The sequence below is a fragment of the Streptomyces sp. NBC_00090 genome, from assembly GCF_045160815.1.
Taxonomy (GTDB): domain Bacteria; phylum Actinomycetota; class Actinomycetes; order Streptomycetales; family Streptomycetaceae; genus Streptomyces.
In genome coordinates this window covers 5,598,893-5,616,960 of record NZ_CP108224.1, presented here as the reverse complement: position 1 = coordinate 5,616,960, position 18,068 = coordinate 5,598,893, and the positions used below count along the sequence as shown (strand labels likewise).

The 18,068-nt window shown below is 72.8% G+C and carries 18 protein-coding genes; 10 read left to right on the top strand and 8 right to left on the bottom strand.

Annotated features, from left to right (window positions below; translation table 11 throughout):
- Positions 1–61: 61 nt before the first annotated feature.
- The 3 genes from OG361_RS25305 to mca form a co-directional block, all read right to left on the bottom strand.
- A complete protein-coding gene (locus tag OG361_RS25305; RefSeq protein ID WP_405857047.1) occupies positions 62–2,089 on the bottom strand; it encodes a thioredoxin domain-containing protein in 2,028 nt (675 codons plus the stop codon).
- Between the two features lie 135 nt (positions 2,090–2,224).
- Positions 2,225–2,470: a hypothetical protein gene (locus tag OG361_RS25300; RefSeq protein ID WP_405857045.1), complete on the bottom strand. Its 246-nt coding sequence runs from the start codon at positions 2,468–2,470 to the stop codon at positions 2,225–2,227.
- Entirely contained in the window at positions 2,463–3,344 is an 882-nt protein-coding gene (gene mca, locus OG361_RS25295; RefSeq protein ID WP_384563063.1) for a mycothiol conjugate amidase Mca, read from the bottom strand. Before mca ends, OG361_RS25300 begins: the two co-directional genes overlap by 8 nt.
- A gap of 98 nt (positions 3,345–3,442) precedes the next feature.
- On the opposite strand from mca, the gene OG361_RS25290 reads away from it, so the two are divergent.
- From OG361_RS25290 to OG361_RS25275, 4 genes are all read left to right on the top strand, one after another.
- Positions 3,443–3,844 (top strand): DUF4307 domain-containing protein, encoded by a 402-nt coding sequence (locus tag OG361_RS25290; RefSeq protein ID WP_405857042.1) that lies wholly within the window; start codon positions 3,443–3,445, stop codon positions 3,842–3,844.
- Between the two features lie 189 nt (positions 3,845–4,033).
- A complete protein-coding gene (gene greA / locus OG361_RS25285; protein WP_405857040.1) occupies positions 4,034–4,531 on the top strand; it encodes a transcription elongation factor GreA in 498 nt (165 codons plus the stop codon).
- A 108-nt stretch (positions 4,532–4,639) separates the two neighbouring features.
- Entirely contained in the window at positions 4,640–7,072 is a 2,433-nt protein-coding gene (locus tag OG361_RS25280; RefSeq protein ID WP_405857038.1) for a protein kinase domain-containing protein, read from the top strand.
- A 21-nt stretch (positions 7,073–7,093) separates the two neighbouring features.
- The gene (locus OG361_RS25275; protein WP_405857036.1) at positions 7,094–9,391 is read left to right on the top strand and encodes a protein kinase domain-containing protein; all 2,298 of its coding nucleotides are present in this window, start codon (positions 7,094–7,096) and stop codon (positions 9,389–9,391) included.
- A gap of 16 nt (positions 9,392–9,407) precedes the next feature.
- Here OG361_RS25275 and OG361_RS25270 read toward each other — a convergent pair whose 3' ends face one another.
- The 3 genes from OG361_RS25270 to ilvA all read right to left on the bottom strand — a co-directional run bounded on the left by OG361_RS25270 (position 9,408) and on the right by ilvA (position 12,694).
- Positions 9,408–10,214, bottom strand: coding sequence for an ABC transporter permease (locus OG361_RS25270; protein WP_405857034.1), 807 nt, complete (start codon positions 10,212–10,214; stop codon positions 9,408–9,410).
- On the bottom strand, positions 10,211–11,245 hold the full coding sequence (locus tag OG361_RS25265) for an ATP-binding cassette domain-containing protein (RefSeq protein ID WP_405857032.1): 1,035 nt from the start codon (positions 11,243–11,245) through the stop codon (positions 10,211–10,213). Before OG361_RS25265 ends, OG361_RS25270 begins: the two co-directional genes overlap by 4 nt.
- A gap of 219 nt (positions 11,246–11,464) precedes the next feature.
- Positions 11,465–12,694 carry a threonine ammonia-lyase gene (gene ilvA / locus OG361_RS25260; protein ID WP_405857030.1) on the bottom strand — a complete coding sequence of 410 codons (1,230 nt, stop codon included), beginning with the start codon at positions 12,692–12,694 and terminating at the stop codon, positions 11,465–11,467.
- 149 nt (positions 12,695–12,843) lie between these two features.
- On the opposite strand from ilvA, the gene OG361_RS25255 reads away from it, so the two are divergent.
- From OG361_RS25255 to OG361_RS25240, 4 genes are read left to right on the top strand one after another with little or no spacing between them, the layout of a single operon-like run.
- Positions 12,844–13,380: a MarR family winged helix-turn-helix transcriptional regulator gene (locus tag OG361_RS25255; RefSeq protein ID WP_405857028.1), complete on the top strand. Its 537-nt coding sequence runs from the start codon at positions 12,844–12,846 to the stop codon at positions 13,378–13,380.
- Between the two features lie 31 nt (positions 13,381–13,411).
- Positions 13,412–13,984, top strand: a complete 573-nt coding sequence (locus tag OG361_RS25250; RefSeq protein WP_405857026.1) for a sigma factor-like helix-turn-helix DNA-binding protein — start codon at positions 13,412–13,414, stop codon at positions 13,982–13,984.
- Complete coding sequence (locus OG361_RS25245) at positions 13,981–14,232, top strand: hypothetical protein (RefSeq protein WP_405857025.1); 252 nt, start codon at positions 13,981–13,983, stop codon at positions 14,230–14,232. Before OG361_RS25250 ends, OG361_RS25245 begins: the two co-directional genes overlap by 4 nt.
- Positions 14,233–14,273: 41 nt before the next feature.
- Positions 14,274–14,465 carry a DUF1059 domain-containing protein gene (locus OG361_RS25240; protein ID WP_405857023.1) on the top strand — a complete coding sequence of 64 codons (192 nt, stop codon included), beginning with the start codon at positions 14,274–14,276 and terminating at the stop codon, positions 14,463–14,465.
- A gap of 48 nt (positions 14,466–14,513) precedes the next feature.
- On the opposite strand, the gene OG361_RS25235 is transcribed toward OG361_RS25240, so the two are convergent.
- Positions 14,514–15,668 carry a cystathionine gamma-synthase gene (locus OG361_RS25235; protein ID WP_384563098.1) on the bottom strand — a complete coding sequence of 385 codons (1,155 nt, stop codon included), beginning with the start codon at positions 15,666–15,668 and terminating at the stop codon, positions 14,514–14,516.
- Positions 15,669–15,739: 71 nt separating this feature from the next.
- Here OG361_RS25235 and OG361_RS25230 point away from each other — a divergent pair, with 71 nt between their 5' ends.
- Positions 15,740–16,846: a hypothetical protein gene (locus OG361_RS25230; RefSeq protein WP_405857021.1), complete on the top strand. Its 1,107-nt coding sequence runs from the start codon at positions 15,740–15,742 to the stop codon at positions 16,844–16,846.
- 152 nt (positions 16,847–16,998) lie between these two features.
- Complete coding sequence (gene msrA, locus OG361_RS25225; protein WP_405857019.1) at positions 16,999–17,658, top strand: peptide-methionine (S)-S-oxide reductase MsrA; 660 nt, start codon at positions 16,999–17,001, stop codon at positions 17,656–17,658.
- On the opposite strand, the gene OG361_RS25220 is transcribed toward msrA, so the two are convergent.
- Positions 17,655–18,065: a DUF1330 domain-containing protein gene (locus OG361_RS25220; protein WP_405857017.1), complete on the bottom strand. Its 411-nt coding sequence runs from the start codon at positions 18,063–18,065 to the stop codon at positions 17,655–17,657. The genes msrA and OG361_RS25220 overlap by 4 nt on opposite strands.
- Positions 18,066–18,068 lie beyond the last annotated feature (3 nt).

Here is an 18,068-nt window from a genome sequence, read left to right as displayed (position 1 = left end):
ACGGCGGCCCCGCCGCCCCTCCTCGGAGGGGTGACGGGGCCGTCCCCGTTCCACCCGGGTCTCAGCCCCGGAGCTGCTCCGCGAGCTCGCCCGGGTCGGTGACCGGGGCCGCGCACACGAAGTGACGGCAGACGTACGCGGCGGCCCCGCCGCCCACCAGCGGCCGGTCCCCCAGGAGCGGGAACTCCTCGCTGTCGGAGGCACCGAAGGCGAGCACCGCTCCGGGGGCGGTGGCCAGGAGCGCGGTACGGCGCAGCTCCTGGAAGGCGGCGTCGCCGGGGGCGCCCACGACGGCGATCTCGCGGGGCCCGTCGAGGAGGGCCTCGGCGACCGCCAGGCCCCAGCCGATGAAGCGGGGCGCGCGCGGGCCGAGGGCCTTGACGACGCCGAGGGCTCCCTCGGCGGCGGCGCGGTGGGCCTCGGAGCCGGTGTGGGCGGCGTACGAGAGGAGCGCGCCGGCGGCGGCGGTCCACCCCGAGGGGGTGGCGTTGTCGGTGGGGTCCTGGGGGCGGCGGATGAGGGCCTCGGCGTCGTGGGCGGTGTCGTAGAGCGCGCCGCCCTCGCCGGTGAAGCGGTCGAGGACGATGTCCAGGAGGAAGCCGGCGAACTCGAGCCAGGCGCCCTCGCCGGTGACGGCGGCGAGGGCGAGGAAGCCCTCGGCGACGTCGGCGTAGTCCTCCAGGACCCCCGCGTTGGTGCCGGCCCGGCCGTCCTTGGACGTACGGGTGAGCCGGGCCGACTCGTCCATGTGGACCCGTACGAGCAGGTCGGCGGCCTCGGTCGCGCGCTCGACGAGGTCGGGGCGGTCGAGGAGCGCCCCGGTCTCGGCGAGGGCGGCGATCGCGAGGCCGTTCCAGGCGGCGACGATCTTGTCGTCGCGGCCGGGGCGCTCGCGCTCCTCGCGGGCGGCGAGGAGGCGGGCCGCGATCGAGGCGATGCGGTCGGCGTCGGCGACTCCGGCTTCCTGCGGGAGCTGGAGGACCGAGCTGCCGTGCTCGAAGGTGCCGTCCTCGGTGACGCCGTAGTGGGCGGCGGCGAGGGCGGCGTCCTCCTCGCCGAGGACGGCGGCGAGCTGCTCCGGGGTCCAGGCGTAGTAGGCGCCCTCGACGTGCTTGCCCGTCCCGTCGTCGCTGTCGGCGTCGAGGGCCGAGGCGAAGCCGCCCTCGGGGGTGCGCAGCTCGCGGACCATGAAGTCGGCGGTCTCCAGGGCGACCCGGCGGGCCAGGTCGCTGCCGGTGGCCTTCCACAGGTGGGCGTAGACGCGGCACAGCAGGGCGTTGTCGTACAGCATCTTCTCGAAGTGGGGCACGACCCAGGCGCGGTTGACTGCGTAGCGGGCGAAGCCGCCGCCGAGCTGGTCGTAGATGCCGCCGCGGGCCATGGCCTCGCAGGTGTCGGCGGCCATCTGGAGGGCGCCCTCGGAGCCCGTGCGGGCGTGGTGGCGGAGGAGGAACTCCAGGGACATCGACGGCGGGAACTTGGGGGCGCCGCCGAAGCCGCCGCGGGTGGCGTCGTACTCGCGGACGAGGCCGAGGAGCGCCTGCGCGAGCTCCTCCTGGCCGGGGACGCCGTCGCCGCCGTAGGCGAGGGAGCGGCCCGCGAGGTCCTTGACGATCCGGTCGGCGACCTCGCCGACCTCGTCGCGGCGGTCGGCCCAGGCGTCCCGGACGCCTTCCAGGACGTCGGGGAAGGAGGGCATGCCGTGGCGGGGCTCGGGCGGGAAGTACGTGCCGAAGTAGAAGGGGGCGGCGTCCGGGGTGAGGAAGACGGTCATCGGCCAGCCGCCCTGGCCGGTGGCGGCCTGGACGGCCTCCATGTAGACGGCGTCGACGTCGGGGCGCTCCTCGCGGTCGACCTTCACCGCGACGAAGTGCTCGTTGACCAGGGCGGCGGTGGCGTCGTCCTCGAAGGACTCGTGCGCCATCACGTGGCACCAGTGGCAGGAGCTGTAGCCGACGCTGAGCAGCACCGGGACGTCGCGGCGGCGGGCCTCCTCGAAGGCCTCGGCCGACCAGGGCCACCAGTCGACCGGGTTGTCGGCGTGCTGAAGGAGGTACGGAGAGGTCTCATGGGCCAGTCGGTTCGCCATGGGGCCCATCCTGCCGCAGACGGCCCGCACCACGGGGGTACGGGCCGTCGGGGCGCCGCGTGACCGCCGGTCCGGCCGCCTTCCGGCAGCCTTCCGGTCGTCTTCCGCCTGCTTCGGCTGCTTCGCCTGCTTCGGCTACTTCCTGGTCGCGGCGGCCTTGGCCGCCGGGGTGTCCGGGGTGGCGTCCGGGTCCGGGGCCTCCTCGAAGGAGACCTTGCCCATGTGGCGGTTCATCGACTTCATCAGCTGCCAGACCGCGAGGGCCAGGACCGCGAAGACGACGAAGCCGAGGACGCCGGGGGTCACCTTGTTCTTGTCCAGCTCTTCGGCGGCGAAGGGGACAAGCTGGGTCAGTGCCAGGTGTGCGCTCATATCAGGCATTGTCGCGGATGCCCGCGAAGAGATCTTCCTCGGGGAGGGAGGTCGGGACCAGCGCCTTGCTGAGCTCGTACTCCTCCGTCGGCCAGACCTCCTTCTGGATCTCCATCGGGACCCGGAACCAGCCGCCGTCGGGGTCGATCTGGGTGCGGTGGGCGATCAGGGCCTTGTCGCGGGTCTCGAAGAAGTCGGCGCAGGGCACGAAGGTGGTCAGCGTCCGCTCCTTGCGCTCGAACTCCGACCAGCGCTCCAGCCACTCCCCGTAGGGGGACTCAAGGCCGCGGGCGAGGAGCGCCTCGTGAAGGGCGGTGGTGCGGGGACGGTTGAAGCCCTGGTTGTAGTAGAGCTTCAGGGGCTGCCAGACCGGGCCGAACTCGGCCTCCGGGTACTTCTCGGCATCCGTCGCGCCGTCGAAGGCCACCATCGTGATCTTGTGGGTCATGATGTGGTCGGGGTGTGGGTAGCCGCCGTTCTCGTCGTAGGTCGTGATGACCTGCGGACGGAAGGAGCGGATCTTGCGGACCAGCTCTCCGGCGGCCGTGTCCACGTCCTCCAGGGCGAAGCAGCCCTCGGGGAGCGGGGGCAGCGGGTCGCCCTCGGGCAGGCCCGAGTCGACGAATCCCAGCCACTCCTGGGAGACGCCGAGGATCTCGCGGGCCTCGTCCATCTCCTTGCGGCGCACCTCGTGGATGTTCGCCTCGATGTAGGGGTCACCCTGAAGCCGGGGGTTGAGGACCGAGCCGCGCTCGCCGCCCGTGCACGTCACCACGATGACGTCCACCCCCTCGGACACGTACTTGGCCATCGTGGCCGCACCCTTGCTCGACTCGTCGTCGGGGTGGGCGTGAACGGCCATCAGTCGCAGCTGCTCAGTCAAGACTCGATCCTCAGTGATTCGACGCGGAGGGAGGCTTCTATAGTGACGGAATCGGGGGAGTGAAAATTCCGCCACCCCCGGCTTCGAGAGGATCCACCATGAGCGCGGTGCGCGAGCAGCTGCCCGAGGGGCGCTACGGGCGCTCGGCGGACGAGCGGGCCGACCGCAAGCTCAGGGTCACCGGAGCGGTACTCGGGGTCCTCTTCCTCGGCCTGATGGGCTGGTTCGGCTGGCACTACGTCGTCGACAGCAGGATCAGCGCCGAGATGATCAAGTTCGACGTGGTCGGCCCCACCGAGGTGCAGGTGCACCTGGAGATCCGCAAGGACGAGGGCGTCGAGGGCGTCTGCACGCTGCGCTCCCGCGCCGAGGACGGCACCGAGGTGGCCCGCAAGGACGTCCGGATCGACGACCCCGCCGGCCGGGTCGACAGCGTCTTCAAGCTCCGTACGACCGCCCTCGCCACCAGTGCCGAGCTCGTGGGGTGTACGGCCCGGTAGCGGTGGGTAGGGACCGGGTGACGAGTCCCGGCGGGTCGCGACCGTGACCTGGGGTGACGCCATCTTTGATGGCTATGTCCTCCCGCTTTTCGCCACTCATTGTTAGGCTCGTGGTTTCGCCCACCCGGAAAGCGCCTGCTGCCCGTGTAGGGCGATGCTTTGTATTCCCAGTACCTACGAGGAGCACCTGTGACCCAGACCAGCGACAACGTCACCTGGCTCACCCAGGAGGCGTACGACAAGCTCAAGGGAGAGCTTGAGTACCTGTCTGGTCCCGCGCGTACCGAGATCGCCACCAAGATCGCCGCCGCACGTGAAGAGGGCGATCTGCGCGAGAACGGCGGGTACCACGCGGCCAAGGAGGAGCAGGGCAAGCAGGAGCTCCGGGTCCGCCAGCTCACCCAGCTGCTCGAGCACGCCAAGGTCGGCGAGGCCCCGGCGGACGACGGCGTCGTCGAGCCCGGCATGGTCGTCACGATCGCGTTCGACGGCGACCCGGACGACACGCTGACCTTCCTGCTCGCCTCCCGCGAGTACGCGAGCGGTGACATCGAGATCTACTCTCCGCAGTCGCCGCTCGGTGTCGGTGTCAACGGCAAGAAGGCCGGTGACGACGCCGAGTACGAGCTGCCGAACGGCAAGAAGGCCACGGTGAAGATCCTCAGCGCCAAGCCGTACACCGGCTGAGCCGCCGTCTTCCGCGCCTCCGCGTGAAGGGCCGGACCCCTCGGGGGTCCGGCCCTTTGCCTTGCATGCACATGCAATGATGCGGCTCTGACGACGCGTCACAAGGGGGTGGACGAGGTGCTGGGACCGCTGCGCGAGGGCTCGCCACGGCAGATCGGACCGTACGAGGTGCTGGCCCGGCTCGGCGCCGGCGGCATGGGCGAGGTCTTCCTCGGGCGCGGCACCGGTACCGGCGCGGAGGACGGCGTCTTCGTCGCCGTGAAGACCGTCCGGCGCGACATCGCGGGCGATCCCGCCTTCCGGGACCGTTTCCGGCGCGAGATCCGGGTCGCCGCGCTCGTCGCCAGCCCGTACGCCGCCGCGCCCGTCGGCGGCGACGCCGACGCCGAGGTGCCCTGGCTGGCCACCGCGTACGTCCCCGGGCCCAGCCTCTCCCAGGCCGTGCGGCGCGGCGGAGCGCTGCCCGTCGCCACCGTGCGCGCGGTCGGCGCCGGGATCGCCCGCGCCCTCGCCGACCTGCACGGGGCCGGGGTCCTGCACCGGGACCTCAAGCCCGGCAACGTCATGCTCTCCGTCGACGGCCCCCGGCTCATCGACTTCGGCATCGCCCGCAGCAGCACCGCCACCACCATGACCGCCACCGGCGTGATGGTCGGCACGCCCTCCTTCATGTCGCCCGAGCACGTGGCGGGCGCCCGGCGCGTGACCGCCGCCTCCGACGTCTTCTGCCTCGGGTCGCTCCTCTGTTACGCGGCGACCGGCGAGGACCCCTTCGGCGACGGGCCGCTCGCCGCCGTCCTGTACCGGGTCTCGCAGGCCGAGGCCGATCTGAGCCGGGTGCCGGAGGAGCTGCGCGAGGTCGTCGCCGCCTGCCTGGCCCTGGACCCGGCGGACCGGCCCACGCCGGGCGAGCTCGCGGAGCTGCTCGGCGCGGACGCGGGGAGTCGCTTCCCGTGGACGGAGGGCGTACGGGACCACATCGGCGAGTACGGGACGGAGCTCGCCCAGCTCGTGGCCTCGGGCGGGCCGCTCCTGGAGGTGGCCCCGGCGGCCGGTCCCCGGGGGCCCGTGGTCACCCCTGCGGTGCCGGGGCTGCACTCCGTACCGACGCAGGCGCCGGTCTCGCCGATCCCGGCCCCGCCGGGCGCCGCGCCCTCGCGCGGGCGCCGGGGGCGGCTGCTCGCCGCCGTCCTGGCGCTCGCGGTCGTGGCCGGTGGTGTGGGTACGTACCTGCTGTGGCCGGAGGGCGAGGCGAAGAAGCAGCAGGCCCCGCCGAAGGCCGCCCCGCCCGCCGCGCCCCGCATCCCGGGCGTGGACGACCGGGGCCTCGCCGACGCCTCGGGGGTCGTCCCGCAGAACGCCGCCCAGCGGCCGGCCGGCTGGAAGCCGTGGACGTCGAAGCTGACGGCGGCCGCGTTCGGCTGCTCGGCCGGCGAGAAGGTGCTGGTGTGCCGGACGACGGACGGGCGGTATGAGGCGCTGGACCCGGCGAGCGGGAAGAAGCTGTGGGATGTGCCGCGCGCGAAGGACACCCCGGGCGAGACCTACATCAGCCCCAGCGGGCGACCCTTCGTGGGCGGGGCCGCCACACGTCCCACGGTCCACGACGGGACCGTGGTCCTCGTCACCGGGTACTCGCTCCAGGTCCGCGACGCGCACACGGGAGTGGTGCGCTGGGAGAAACCGGCCCTGGGACCGCAGAACTTCTGGGACACCCGGCCCCTCGTCGCCGACGGAATCGTCTTCGCCGCGACGGAACTCGCGGAGGACAGCACCGGAAGCCTGGTCGCCCTGACGGCTTTCTCCCTGGCCGACGGCCGGCAACTCTGGTCACACGGTCTCTCCAACGGCGACATCTCCCACGCCGACAGCAAGGCGTACGAGCCGGTGGCCTACGCGAAGGGGATCGTCTACGCCCTCAGTCAGGGCGGGCTCGTGGCGTACGACGGCAGCAAGGGAACCCTCCTCGGACAGGCCGCCCCAGACGCCAAGGCATGCCGCGAGCTCAAGGTGCTCGCCACGTCGGCGTACTGCGCCGGCGCCGGGTCCGGCGACGACACCGACACCTCGCTGCACCTGCTCGACGCCCGCACTCTCGCCTCGAAGGCCTCGCTGCCCGGCGCGCTCGGCTCGGCCAGCCCCACGGCAGTCGGTCCGCACTCCGTCGTGACCTTCGACAAGGGCCTGCGGATCCTCGACCCGCGCACCGGGAAGACGCTCACCTCCTTCCCGGCCAAGGCCGTGCCCGCCGGGCTCAGCCAGAGCTGGTCGTCGCCGCTGCTCGCCGGCGACCGGGTCGTGTACGCCGACTACTCCTCTCTCCACACCGTCCGGATCGGCACCGACGGCAAACCGGGCGGGCTCACGGTGACACCCGTGCCCGGGGCTCCGGGGCCGCGCGCGCCGGAGGAGGAGTTCGATCTGGCCACCGGCATCTCGGTCTTCAAGCAGATCCGGCAGCCGGAGGTCCTGCCACTGGGCGGAATCGCGTACGTCGTGTTCGACAAGGGCGTCGTCTCCTCCGTCGAACTCCCCAAGTGACCTTCTGAAAGGACCTGTTCGGTGCTGGAAGCTCTGCCCCCGGGGCAGCCCGCGCGGCTCATCGGGCCCTACCGGCTGCTCGCCCGGCTCGGCGCGGGCGGCATGGGCGAGGTGCACCTCGCCTGCCGGGCCGACGCGCCGACGGCCGATCCGCACCGGATGGTCGCGGTGAAGACCGTGCGGGAGGACCTGGAGGTCGACGGGGACTTCCGGACCCGTTTCCGGCGGGAGATCGCGGCGGCGCGGACCGTGGACGGGCCGGGCGTGGCGCGGCTCGTGGACGCCGATGCCGACGCGCCCTCGCCGTGGCTGGCGACGGAGTACGTGCCGGGGCCCTCGCTCGCGGAGGCCGTGGCGCGGTCGGGGGCGCTGCCGGTCGCGGCCGTACGGGCCCTGGGGGTCGCGCTCGCCACGGCGCTGGCGGCCGTACACGGGGTGAAGGTGCTGCACCGGGACCTCAAGCCCGCCAACGTCCTGCTCGGCGCGGCCGGGCCGAAACTGATCGACTTCGGCATCGCCCAGGCCTTCGAGGCGACGGCGCTGACCTCGACCGGGCTGGTCATCGGCTCCCCCGGGTTCATGTCGCCGGAGCACCTGGTCGGGAGCCGGGCGGTGGTGCCCGCGTCGGACGTGTTCTGTCTGGGCGCGGTCCTCGCGTACGCGGCGAGCGGCCAGGGGCCGTTCCACGACGAGGAGATGGCCGCGGTGATCTACCGGATCACCCGGGCCGACGCCGAACTGTCCGGGGTGCCGGAGGAGTTGCGGCCGGTGGTGGAGCGCTGTCTGCGGCTCGACCCGGCGGAGCGGCCCTCGGCCGGGGAGCTGGCGTCGCTCCTCGGCGGCGGGGGCGGTGGTGCGCCCGAGGTCTTCCCGTGGCCCGGTGGGGTGCTGTCGCTGCTCGCCGAGTACGGGGAGGCGGCGCGGAGCGTCGGGGAGGCGGCCTCGTCGGGTGCGGGCGTGGCCGATCTGCCGACGCTCGGCCCGGTCGTTCCGTACTCCCCCACCGCCGTGACGGACCGGCCGGTGACGCCGACAGCCGCTCCCGTGGAGCCGCGCCGGCGGCCGTGGGGCGCGGTCGTGGCGGGAACTGTGGCCGTGGCCGTGCTCGCGACGGTGGGTGTGGTGCTGCTGAACCGGGCCGACGGCTCCGGCGGGTCCGGCGGTGGGGCCGCGGGGGCGCCGAGCGCGAGTGCGGTGCCCGGCGCGTCGGGGAGCCCGGGTCCACAGACCCTGAGCCAGGTCGTCCTGCCGTACGGCGGGACCGGCCGCACCAACGACTTCGGCAAGGCCGGCACGGACCGCGCGTACCGCCCGAGTGGCTGGTCGCCCTGGATGGCCGAGGTGGAGGCGGGCGTCGGCCCCTGCGCGCTCTCCCCGAAGGTCCTGGTCTGCCCCGGCTCCGGCGGCGCGGTGACCGGCCTGAACGCGGCGGACGGCAAGGAGCTGTGGAAGGTGCCGGGGCGGGGCGAGGGGCTGCGCAGCGGAGCCCAGTACCCGGCGGTCGTCGGCGACACCGCGTACGTGACGGGGCCGGACGGGGTCGTCGCGTACGGAGTCCTCGACGGCAAGGAGCGGAGCCGTGTCCCGGGGCCTGGGGCCGACTGGGCCGTGAAGGGCACCGACCTGTTGGACGGGGTCCTCTACTCCACGTACGTCAACATGCGGGACGAGCGGACCGGCCTGGTCACCGCCGTGCACCTCGCCGACGGCAAGGAGCTGTGGCGGACCCCGCTCGACGCCCTGCCGGAGCAGCCGGTCGCGGCGGCCGGGCGGGTCTTCGTACCGCTCGGCATCGTGCCGGTGGCCCTGGACGCCCGTACGGGCAAGGAGGCGGCGCGCGGGGAGGAGGGCTGCCAGGAGTTCACCGTGCACGAGGAGAGCGGCAGCGTGCTCTGCACGGGCACCGGGTCCGTGGCGGTGCTCGACGCGGCGACGCTGAAGCTGCGGCGGACCCTGGGCACCGCGGTTTCGGCCAGGCCCACGGTCCGCGCCGACGGTCTGGTGGCCGTGGACGAGGGCGGGAGTCTCGTCCTGTACGACCTGGCCGACGGACGGGAGCGGTGGCGGGCGGCGGCCCCGGTGTTCCGGGAGGCGACGGACGACATCTACTTCGTGGGCGATCGGGTCCTGACCGTGGGGAAGGCCGAGATCCGGTCCTACGCCGTGTCCGGTCCCGCGAACGAGAACGACCACGGGGAGTTCTACGCGGAGCTCCCGGACGACTTCAATCCACAGGCGTCCGGAGACGCGCTGGCCGCCGGAGGGGCGGTCTTCGTCACCCTCCCCGACGGCCTCGTCGTCTCCGGCTATCTGCCGTGATCGGTGCCGTGTGCCGTCAGCCGTCCGCCCGTCGGTACTTCCGTACCGAGAGCGTGCGGAAGATGATGACGATCAGGACCGAGTAGATCAGCGACGCCCAGATCGGGTACTGCATCGGCCAGGCGTCCGACGGGGACAGGCCCGGGTCGCCGAAGAGCTTGCGGCAGGCCTGGACGGTGGCGCTGAAGGGGTTCCACTCCGCGATGGGCTGGAGCCAGGACGGCATCTGGCTGGAGTCCACGAAGGCGTTCGAGATGAACGTGACCGGGAAGAGCCAGATCAGGCCGCCGGACGTCGCCGCCTCCGGGGTGCGGACCGAGAGGCCGATGAGGGCGCCGATCCAGGTGAAGGCGTAACCGAGGAGGAGGAGCAGGCCGAAGCCGGCCATGACCCTGCCGAAGTTGGTCGGCTCCGCGTACCCCGGGCGCCAGCCGATGAGGAGCGCGACGATCGCGAGGACCAGCAGGGTCAGCGCGGTCTGGACGAGGTCGGCGAGGGTACGGCCGGTGAGGACCGCGCCCCGGGCCATCGGCAGGGAGCGGAAGCGGTCGATGAGGCCCTTGTGCATGTCGTCGGCGATGCCCGCGCCCGCGCCGGCCGTGGCGAAGGTGACCGTCTGCGCGAAGATGCCCGCCATCAGGAAGTTCTTGTAGACGTCCGGATCGGTGCTGCCGCCGATGCTCATGGAGCCGCCGAAGACGTACGTGAAGAGGATCACGAACATCACCGGCTGGATCAGCCCGAAAAGGATCATCTCGGGAATCCTGGTCATGCGGATCAGGTTCCGTCGGGCGATGACGAGGGAGTCGTTCATGGTGCTCATCGGTCCGCCTCCTTCGCCTGCTTGCGGGCGGGGCCGCCGCCCTGCTGTGCCGGTACGCCGTTCTCCTCCTCCGTCAGCGCGGCCGCGTGGCCGGTCAGGGAGATGAAGACGTCGTCGAGGGTGGGGCGGCGCAGGCCGATGTCGTCGATCTCGACGCCGACGGCGTCCAGGTCGCGGATGACCTCGGCGAGCAGTTTGGCGCCGCCGGAGACCGGGACGGTCAGCATGCGGGTGTGGTCCTCCACGGAGACCTCGCCGTGGCCGAGGCCCGCGATGCCGTAGCGGGCGAGGACGTCACGGGCGCCCGCGATCATCTCCGGCTCGTGGACGACGACTTCGACGCGCTCGCCGCCCGTCTGGGCCTTCAGCTGGTCGGAGGTGCCGCGCGCGATGACCTTGCCCTGGTCGACGACGCAGATGTCGTGGGCGAGGTGGTCGGCCTCCTCCAGGTACTGGGTGGTGAGGAGCAGGGTGGTACCCCCCGCGACGAGCTCCTTGATGACCTCCCACAGCGCCTGCCGGTTGCGGGGGTCGAGGCCGGTGGTCGGCTCGTCCATGAACATGACCGGCGGGGAGACGACCAGGGCCGCCGCGAGGTCGAGGCGCCGGCGCATACCGCCGGAGTACGTCTTGGCGGTGCGGTCGGCGGCGTCGGCGAGGTTGAACCGGTCGAGGAGTTCGTCGGCCCGTACCTTCGCCGCCTTCGCCTTCATCTGGTAGAGCTGACCGACCATCTGGAGGTTCTCGCGGCCGGTGAGGTACTCGTCGACGGCGGCGAACTGGCCGGAGAGGCCGATCGAGCGGCGGACCTCCTCGGGATGCTTCAGGACGTCGACTCCGGCGACGAGGGCCCGTCCGCTGTCGGGCTGGAGGAGGGTCGTCAGCACGCGCACGGCGGTGGTCTTCCCGGCACCGTTGGGGCCGAGCAGGCCCAGGACCGTGCCCTCGGGTACGTCGAGGTCGACGCCGTCCAGAGCTCGTACGTCACCGAAGGTCTTCACCAGACCCTCGGCGTAGATCGCGCCTGGCATAAGGCTTCTCCTGGAGTTCACCTGGGGAGATTTCGGGCGTTTCCGTCCGAGTTTAGGGCAGGATCTTGGCCCCCGCGCCTTGTTTTCCGGGGTTTTCGGAAGCCCGTACGCCTCGGGCCCTGGCCGTGTACCTTGCCTCGGGACCGGACCGCGCACCGCGCCTCGGGACCGGACTGCGTACCTGCCTCGGGACCGGGCCGCGTACCTGCCTCGGCCCGCTCAGCCCAGGACCGTGTACCCCGCGTCCCGCAGCGCGTCCCCGACCTCCCGGCAGTGCTCCGGGCCCTTCGTCTCCAGGTGCAGCTCGACCTCCGCCTCCGTGAGCCCCAGACGGGGATCCGTCCGCACGTGGCTCACGTCGAGGACGTTCGCGTCGACCACCGTGAGCACCGCGAGCAGGGTCGCGAGCGCCCCCGGCCGGTCCGTCACCCGCAGCCGCAGGCTCAGATAGCGGCCCCCGGCCGCCATGCCGTGCCGCAGGATCCGCTGGAGGAGCAGCGGGTCGACGTTCCCGCCCGAAAGGATCGCCACGACCGGGCCCCGGAAGGCCTTCGGGTCGCCGAGGAGGGCCGCCACCGGGCTCGCCCCCGCCGGTTCGACGAGCAGCTTCGCCCGCTCCAGGCAGAGCAGCAGCGCCGAGGACAGCTCGTCCTCGGAGACGGTACGGACCTCGTCCACGTACTCCTGGACCAGCGCGAACGGGACGTCGCCCGGACGCCCCACCTTGATCCCGTCCGCCATCGTCACCGGCGACTCGATCACCACCGGATGCCCGGCGGCCAGCGAGGGCGGATAGGCCGCCGCGCCCTCCGCCTGCACGCCGATCACCTTCACGTCGGGGCGCAGCGACTTCACCGCGAGCCCCACGCCGGCCGCCAGACCGCCGCCGCCGACGCCCACGAGGACGGTGCGCACCTCCGGGCACTGCTCCAGGATCTCCAGGCCGACCGTGCCCTGGCCCGCGATGACGTCGGGGTGGTCGAAGGGGTGGATGAAGACCGCGCCCGTCTCCCGCGCGTACTCCTCCGCCGCCGCCAGCGTCTGGTCGACGACGTGGCCGTGCAGCCGGACATCGGCGCCGTACTCCCGGGTGGCCGCGACCTTCGGCAGCGGGGCGCCGACCGGCATGAAGACCGTCGCGCGCACACCGAGCAGTTGCGAGGCGAGCGCGACACCCTGCGCGTGGTTGCCCGCCGAGGCGGCGACGACCCCGGCCGCCCGCTCCTCGGGCCGCAGCCCGGCGATCCGCACGTAGGCCCCGCGCAGTTTGAACGAACCGGTCCGCTGGAGGTTCTCGCACTTGAAGTGGACCGGCGCCCCCACCAGCGACGACAGGTGGCGGCTGCCCTCTATCGCGGTCACCCGGGCCACCCCGGACAGCATCTTCTGCGCACCGCGCACATCGTCCAGCATCAGGCCGTGCAAGGGGTCTCGCGTACGGAAGCTCATGACAGCAAGTCTCGCAGCTCACCGGCCTCGTGGCCGCTCGGCGGGCAGGCGTCGAACCGGGTTTGCGAAGCCCCGGTACGGACCCCCTGCGGGCCGCGTACTCTGTCCCCCACCAACCGACCACCCCCGCACGAGAGAGACCCACAGCCATGCCCACATCTCAGGACATGACGACTGAGCTCGACCCCGGTCTCCTCGATGCCCTCCAGCACCAGGTGGCCGTCTTCGCGCGCCGGGCCGAGCAGACGCGCCTCGGCGGCACGGGGCAGCTCCGCAACTCCATGGACCGCGCCGCCTACCTCCTTCTCAACCGGCTGGACCAGGAAGGCCCGATGGGCGTGAAGGCGCTCGCCGCGGGCATGGGCATCGACTCCTCCACGGTCACGCGCCAGGTCGCCCCGCTCGTGGACACCGGCCTGGTCAAGCGCACCTCGCACCCCGAGGACGGGCGCGCGGTCGTGCTCCAGCTGTCGCCGCGCGGCCTCGCCCGCCTGGAGGAGGTCCGCTCCTCGCGCCGCCAGCTGATGGCCGAGGTGACGGACGGCTGGACGCAGACCGAGCGCGAGTCCTTCTGCACCCTGCTCACGCGCTTCAACACCGCCCTGTCCGCACGGCAGTCGGCGCACGCGGGCCACCCGGGCACCACCTCCGGGGGTTCGGCGACGGAGTCCGCGCCGACCTCTTGACCCCCGCCGCCCGCTGCCCTCCTATGAGGGGGTGCGCGAGCATCGGATCGGACCTGGCGGTGAACAGGCCCGCCGCACCCGGGAGTTCGAGGCGTTCGTGGCCGGGGCGGCGGGGCGGCTGCTGCATGCGGCGACCCTGCTCACCGCCGAGTCCCGTACCGCCAACCCCCATGCCAGGGCCCTGCTGACCGCCTCCCTTGCCCATACGTACGCGGTGTGGACGCGGTCGCCCGACGAGGACCCGTACGACCTGGCCCGCCGCGATCTCGCCGCCCGCTTCGGCCGCACCGCCTGGCGGCACCACGGCGGGCAGGGTCCGCTGGCCGCGCTGGGCCCCCAGGAGCGGCTCGTCGTCGTCCTGCGGCTGTACGAGGGGGTGGCCGAGGAGCAGGTCGCGGCCCTGCTCGGGCTTTCCGAGGCACGCGTCCGCGCCGTCTGCGCCCGCTCGGTCGCCGCGCTGCGGGCCGCCGCGCGGCAGGGGGCCGCACGGCGGGGAGCCACCCCGGGCGGCGGTCGGGAGGTCGGCCCGGGCGCCGGTCCGGAGATCGATTCGGGCGCCGGCCGGGAAGGCGGCTCCGGCCCCGGCCGGGAGACCGCCGCGTGACCCGGCACGAGGACAAGGAGGCGGCGGTCCGGCGGCTCCTCGACACCCCGCACCCGCCGGTTCCGGCGGACCTCGCCGTACGGGCCGTGTCGCGCGGGTCCCGGCGGGCCCGCCGGGAACGGGTGGCGCGCCGGGTGCTGTGGGGGCTGTTCGTCCTCGCCGCGCTCGCGTTCACGGTGTGGGCCTCGGTGGAACGGCCGTGGGAGGTCCCGCCCGCGGCGACGACGCCACCGCTCGAAGGGTGGTGAAGACCGGCCTAGCCTGGAGAAGGGGCCGACTGGAGGTCGCCATGGCCAGGAAAGCAACCGACTGCCGGGACACCCCGAGCGTCTCCGGCTGTTCGCTCTACATTTCGGGCGAGGAGGACGAGGTTCTTCGGGCCGCCACCGCGCACGCGGTCGACGTGCACGAGCACACGGACACACCCGAACTCCGCGAGGAGATCCGGGCCTCCATGAAGGACCCGCTGCCCGGGACCTGAGCGAGGAAGGGCCCGGGCCCCCACGGAAGCCCGGGCCCTCCGCACCGGCTAGCCCAGGGCCTGGCGGAGGTCCGCCAGAAGGTCCTCGACGTTCTCGATGCCCACGGACAGCCGGACCAGGTCGGCCGGCACCTCCAGGGCGGAGCCGGCGACGCTCGCGTGCGTCATGCGGCCCGGGTGCTCGATGAGGGACTCGACGCCGCCCAGCGACTCACCGAGGGTGAAGAGCTGCGCGCGGTTGCAGACCTCGACCGCCGCCTCCTCGCCGCCCTCCACGCGGAACGAGATCATGCCGCCGAAGGAGCGCATCTGCTTGGCCGCGACCTCGTGGCCCGGGTGCTCCGGCAGACCCGGGTAGAGGACCTGGACGACCTTCGGGTGCTGGGTCAGCATCTCGACGATCTTCGTCGCGTTCTCGCTGTGCCGGTCCATGCGCACCGCGAGGGTCTTGATGCCGCGCAGCACGATCCACGAGTCGAAGGGCCCGGCGACCGCGCCCATCGCGTTCTGGTGGTAGGCGAGCTCCTCGCCGAGCGCCTCGTCGGCCGTCACCAGGGCGCCGCCGACGACGTCCGAGTGCCCGCCCATGTACTTGGTGAGCGAGTGCACGACGACGTCCGCGCCGAGCGCCAGCGGCTGCTGGAGGTAGGGCGAGGCGAAGGTGTTGTCGACGACGAGCTTCACGCCTGCCTGGCGGGCGACGCCCGCGATCGCCTCGATGTCGGTGATGCCGAGAAGCGGGTTCGACGGGGTCTCGACCCAGATCAGCTTCGTACGGTCGTTGACGGCGGCCCGCACCGAGGCGATGTCGGAGGTGTTCGCCACCGAGAAGTCCACGCCCCAGCGCTGCACGACCTTGGCGAAGAGCCGGAAGGTGCCGCCGTAGGCGTCGTTCGGGATGACCACGTGGTCGCCGGGCGCGAGGAGCGTGCGGAGCAGGCAGTCCTCGGCGGCCAGGCCCGAGGCGAAGGCGAGACCGCGCCGGCCGCCCTCCAGGGCCGCCAGGTTCTCCTCAAGCGCGGTACGGGTCGGGTTGGCACTGCGGCTGTACTCGTAACCGCCGCGCAGCCCGCCCACGCCGTCCTGCTTGTAGGTGGACACCTGGTAGATGGGCGGGACGACCGCGCCGGTCAGCGGGTCGGCGGTGTTGCCCGCGTGGATCGCGCGGGTCTCGAAGCTCTGGTGAGAGTGCTGGTCGCTCATGGTCAGGAGCGTAGTGCCGACCACCCCCCGGCGCCTCGATCGTCTCAGCGGGTGTCCTGGACAATGGACACATGGACATTCTCTGGTTCCTGATCGCGCTGGGGCTGCTGTTCGGCATCCTCGGCCCCTACCTGCTGCGCCGCCGGGGCGGCGGCATCCGGCAGGTCGCGCCCGGCGCGCCGGACGCGGCGGACCCGGAGGCGTACGGCTTCATGCGCCAGGAGGAACAGGACGTGCGGCTGCCGGGCGCCGACGACGAGCTCCTCCACGTCCTCGACGTCGTCCAGGCCACCCAGGACTGGCGGGCGGCCTCGCGGCTGCTCGCCACCACCGACAAGGAGAGCGAGACGCGCTGGCAGCGCGTCCAGGCCTTCGCCGGCGCCGCCTCCCTCGAACTCCAGGAGAAGCCCGGCGCGGGCGGGGCGTGGCTGCGGGCCTGGCGGGCGGACTCGCCGAAGGACCCGGGCGGCGCGGCCGTGCACGCCGAGTTCCTGGTGCAGCAGGCGTGGCGCTCCTCGGCCGCCGGCACCGACGACTTCCGGATCATCCTGGAGGAGGCGCGGAAGGTCACCGAGGAGGCGGCGCTGCTAGCCCCCGGCGACCCCGTCCCGTACATCACGCAGCTGGCCGTGGCGCGCGGCCTCGGCTACAGCCACGAGCAGTTCGACCAGGTGTGGGCGAAGGTGATCGACCGGGCGCCGCAGCACATGGGGGCGCATCTGGCGGCCCTGCACTACTGGTGCGAGAAGTGGCACGGTTCGCGTCAGGAGGCCGACCACTTCGCGACGACGGCCGCGGCGCGCGCCCCGCGGGGCTCGCTGCTCGCGGCGCTGCCGCTGTTCGCGGTGTACGAGCACGTGCCGGACGTGGTGCTCGTGCAGGACTTCTTCCGTACGGCCGTGGTGAGCAAGGCGGTGGAGGGCGCGCTGTACGCGGTCCACTCGGCCCGGGCCGACGACCCGATGCTCGCGCACGTCCGTCATCTGCTCGTCTGGTTCCTGGTGCGGTCGGAGCGCTGGGCGGAGGCCATGCACCAGCTGGTGCGGGTCGACGGACACGTGGGCGCGGTGCCGTGGACGCTGAGCGCGGACCCGGCGGCGGAGTACACGGTCTTCCGGAACCTGGCGGTGGCGGGGTACGAGTCGAACGGCGGCTCGCCGGTGACGCTGCCGCGCTGAGGCGGGCGCGGCGGACACCCGGGCCCGGGCGGACGCCAGTGAGGGCCGGGGACGCCGGTGAGGGCCGGGGACGCCGGTGAGGGCCGGGAGGGGAATCCCTTCCGGCCCTCCCTTGTTGTGCGGACTGCCGACTCGTCGAGGAGAGATGCCGCATGTTCCTGTCCCGCACCCCCGTCCTCCCCACCCCCGAGCAGGCCCTGCGCGGCCGCCCCGAGCCGGAGTTCTCCGTCCCGGAGCGCCACACCGTCCTCGGCAACCCGCTCCTCGGGCCGTACCCGGAGGGCCTGGAGGTCGCCGACTTCGCGCTGGGCTGCTTCTGGGGCGCCGAGCGCAAGTTCTGGCAGACCGAGGGCGTCTGGACGACCCTCGTCGGCTACCAGGGCGGCTACACGCCGAATCCGGTGTACGAGGAGGTGTGCTCGGGCCTGACCGGCCACACCGAGGCCGTCCGGGTCGTCTTCGACCCGTCGAAGGTCTCGTACGAGTCGCTCCTCAAGCTCTTCTGGGAGTCCCACGACCCGACGCAGGGCTTCCGCCAGGGCAACGACGTGGGCACCCAGTACCGCTCGGCGGTCTACACCCACACCCCGGCCCAGGCCGCGACGGCCGAGGCCTCCCGCGAGGCCTACCAGAAGGTCCTGACGGGCTCCGGCTACGGCGAGATCACCACGCACGTCCTGCCGGCCGACGGGGAGCGCCCGTTCTATGTTGCGGAGGCGTATCACCAGCAGTACCTGGACAAGAACCCGGCGGGCTACTGCGGCATCGGCGGCACGGGCGTCTCCTGCCCGATCGGCGTCGCGAAGGCCTAGGCCTGGGCTTGGGCCTGGGTTCGGGCTTGGGCTTGGGCCTGTTCCTGCGCCCGGGCCTGATCGTTCGCCGCCCCGCGCAGCCGGGCCGCCGTCGTCGCCGGGTCGTAGTTCTCGGGGACGCCGTCGATCAGGAGGATGTCCCCGGGGATGTGGCGGGCGCGGAGCGGGATGAGGGCCTGGTAGGCCTCGGAGGCGTACCAGGCCCTGGCGTTCTCGTACGTCGGGAAGGCGAGGAGGACGACGGCGCCGGGCCAGCTGCCCTCCATGACCTCGCGGTCGGGGGCGCCGTGGACGAGGAAGCGGCCGCCGAAGGGGTCCAGGGTGGCCTGGATGCGCTCCATGTAGGTGAAGACCTCCTCGTCGAGGACGGGCTTCGGGTGCAGGTTGGCCATCGCGTATGCGGTCATGGG

Bases quoted from the DNA above. Each gene is read 5' to 3' on its own strand.
- OG361_RS25305 (WP_405857047.1), bottom strand. From the start codon at position 2,089: ATGGCGAACCGACTGGCCCATGAGACCTCTCCGTACCTCCTTCAGCAC.
- OG361_RS25300 (WP_405857045.1), bottom strand. From the start codon at position 2,470: ATGCCTGATATGAGCGCACACCTGGCACTGACCCAGCTTGTCCCCTTC.
- OG361_RS25290 (WP_405857042.1), top strand. From the start codon at position 3,443: ATGAGCGCGGTGCGCGAGCAGCTGCCCGAGGGGCGCTACGGGCGCTCG.
- OG361_RS25270 (WP_405857034.1), bottom strand. From the start codon at position 10,214: ATGAGCACCATGAACGACTCCCTCGTCATCGCCCGACGGAACCTGATC.
- OG361_RS25265 (WP_405857032.1), bottom strand. From the start codon at position 11,245: ATGCCAGGCGCGATCTACGCCGAGGGTCTGGTGAAGACCTTCGGTGAC.
- ilvA (WP_405857030.1), bottom strand. From the start codon at position 12,694: ATGAGCTTCCGTACGCGAGACCCCTTGCACGGCCTGATGCTGGACGAT.
- OG361_RS25255 (WP_405857028.1), top strand. From the start codon at position 12,844: ATGCCCACATCTCAGGACATGACGACTGAGCTCGACCCCGGTCTCCTC.
- OG361_RS25240 (WP_405857023.1), top strand. From the start codon at position 14,274: ATGGCCAGGAAAGCAACCGACTGCCGGGACACCCCGAGCGTCTCCGGC.
- OG361_RS25235 (WP_384563098.1), bottom strand. From the start codon at position 15,668: ATGAGCGACCAGCACTCTCACCAGAGCTTCGAGACCCGCGCGATCCAC.
- OG361_RS25230 (WP_405857021.1), top strand. From the start codon at position 15,740: ATGGACATTCTCTGGTTCCTGATCGCGCTGGGGCTGCTGTTCGGCATC.
- msrA (WP_405857019.1), top strand. From the start codon at position 16,999: ATGTTCCTGTCCCGCACCCCCGTCCTCCCCACCCCCGAGCAGGCCCTG.
- OG361_RS25220 (WP_405857017.1), bottom strand. From the start codon at position 18,065: ATGACCGCATACGCGATGGCCAACCTGCACCCGAAGCCCGTCCTCGAC.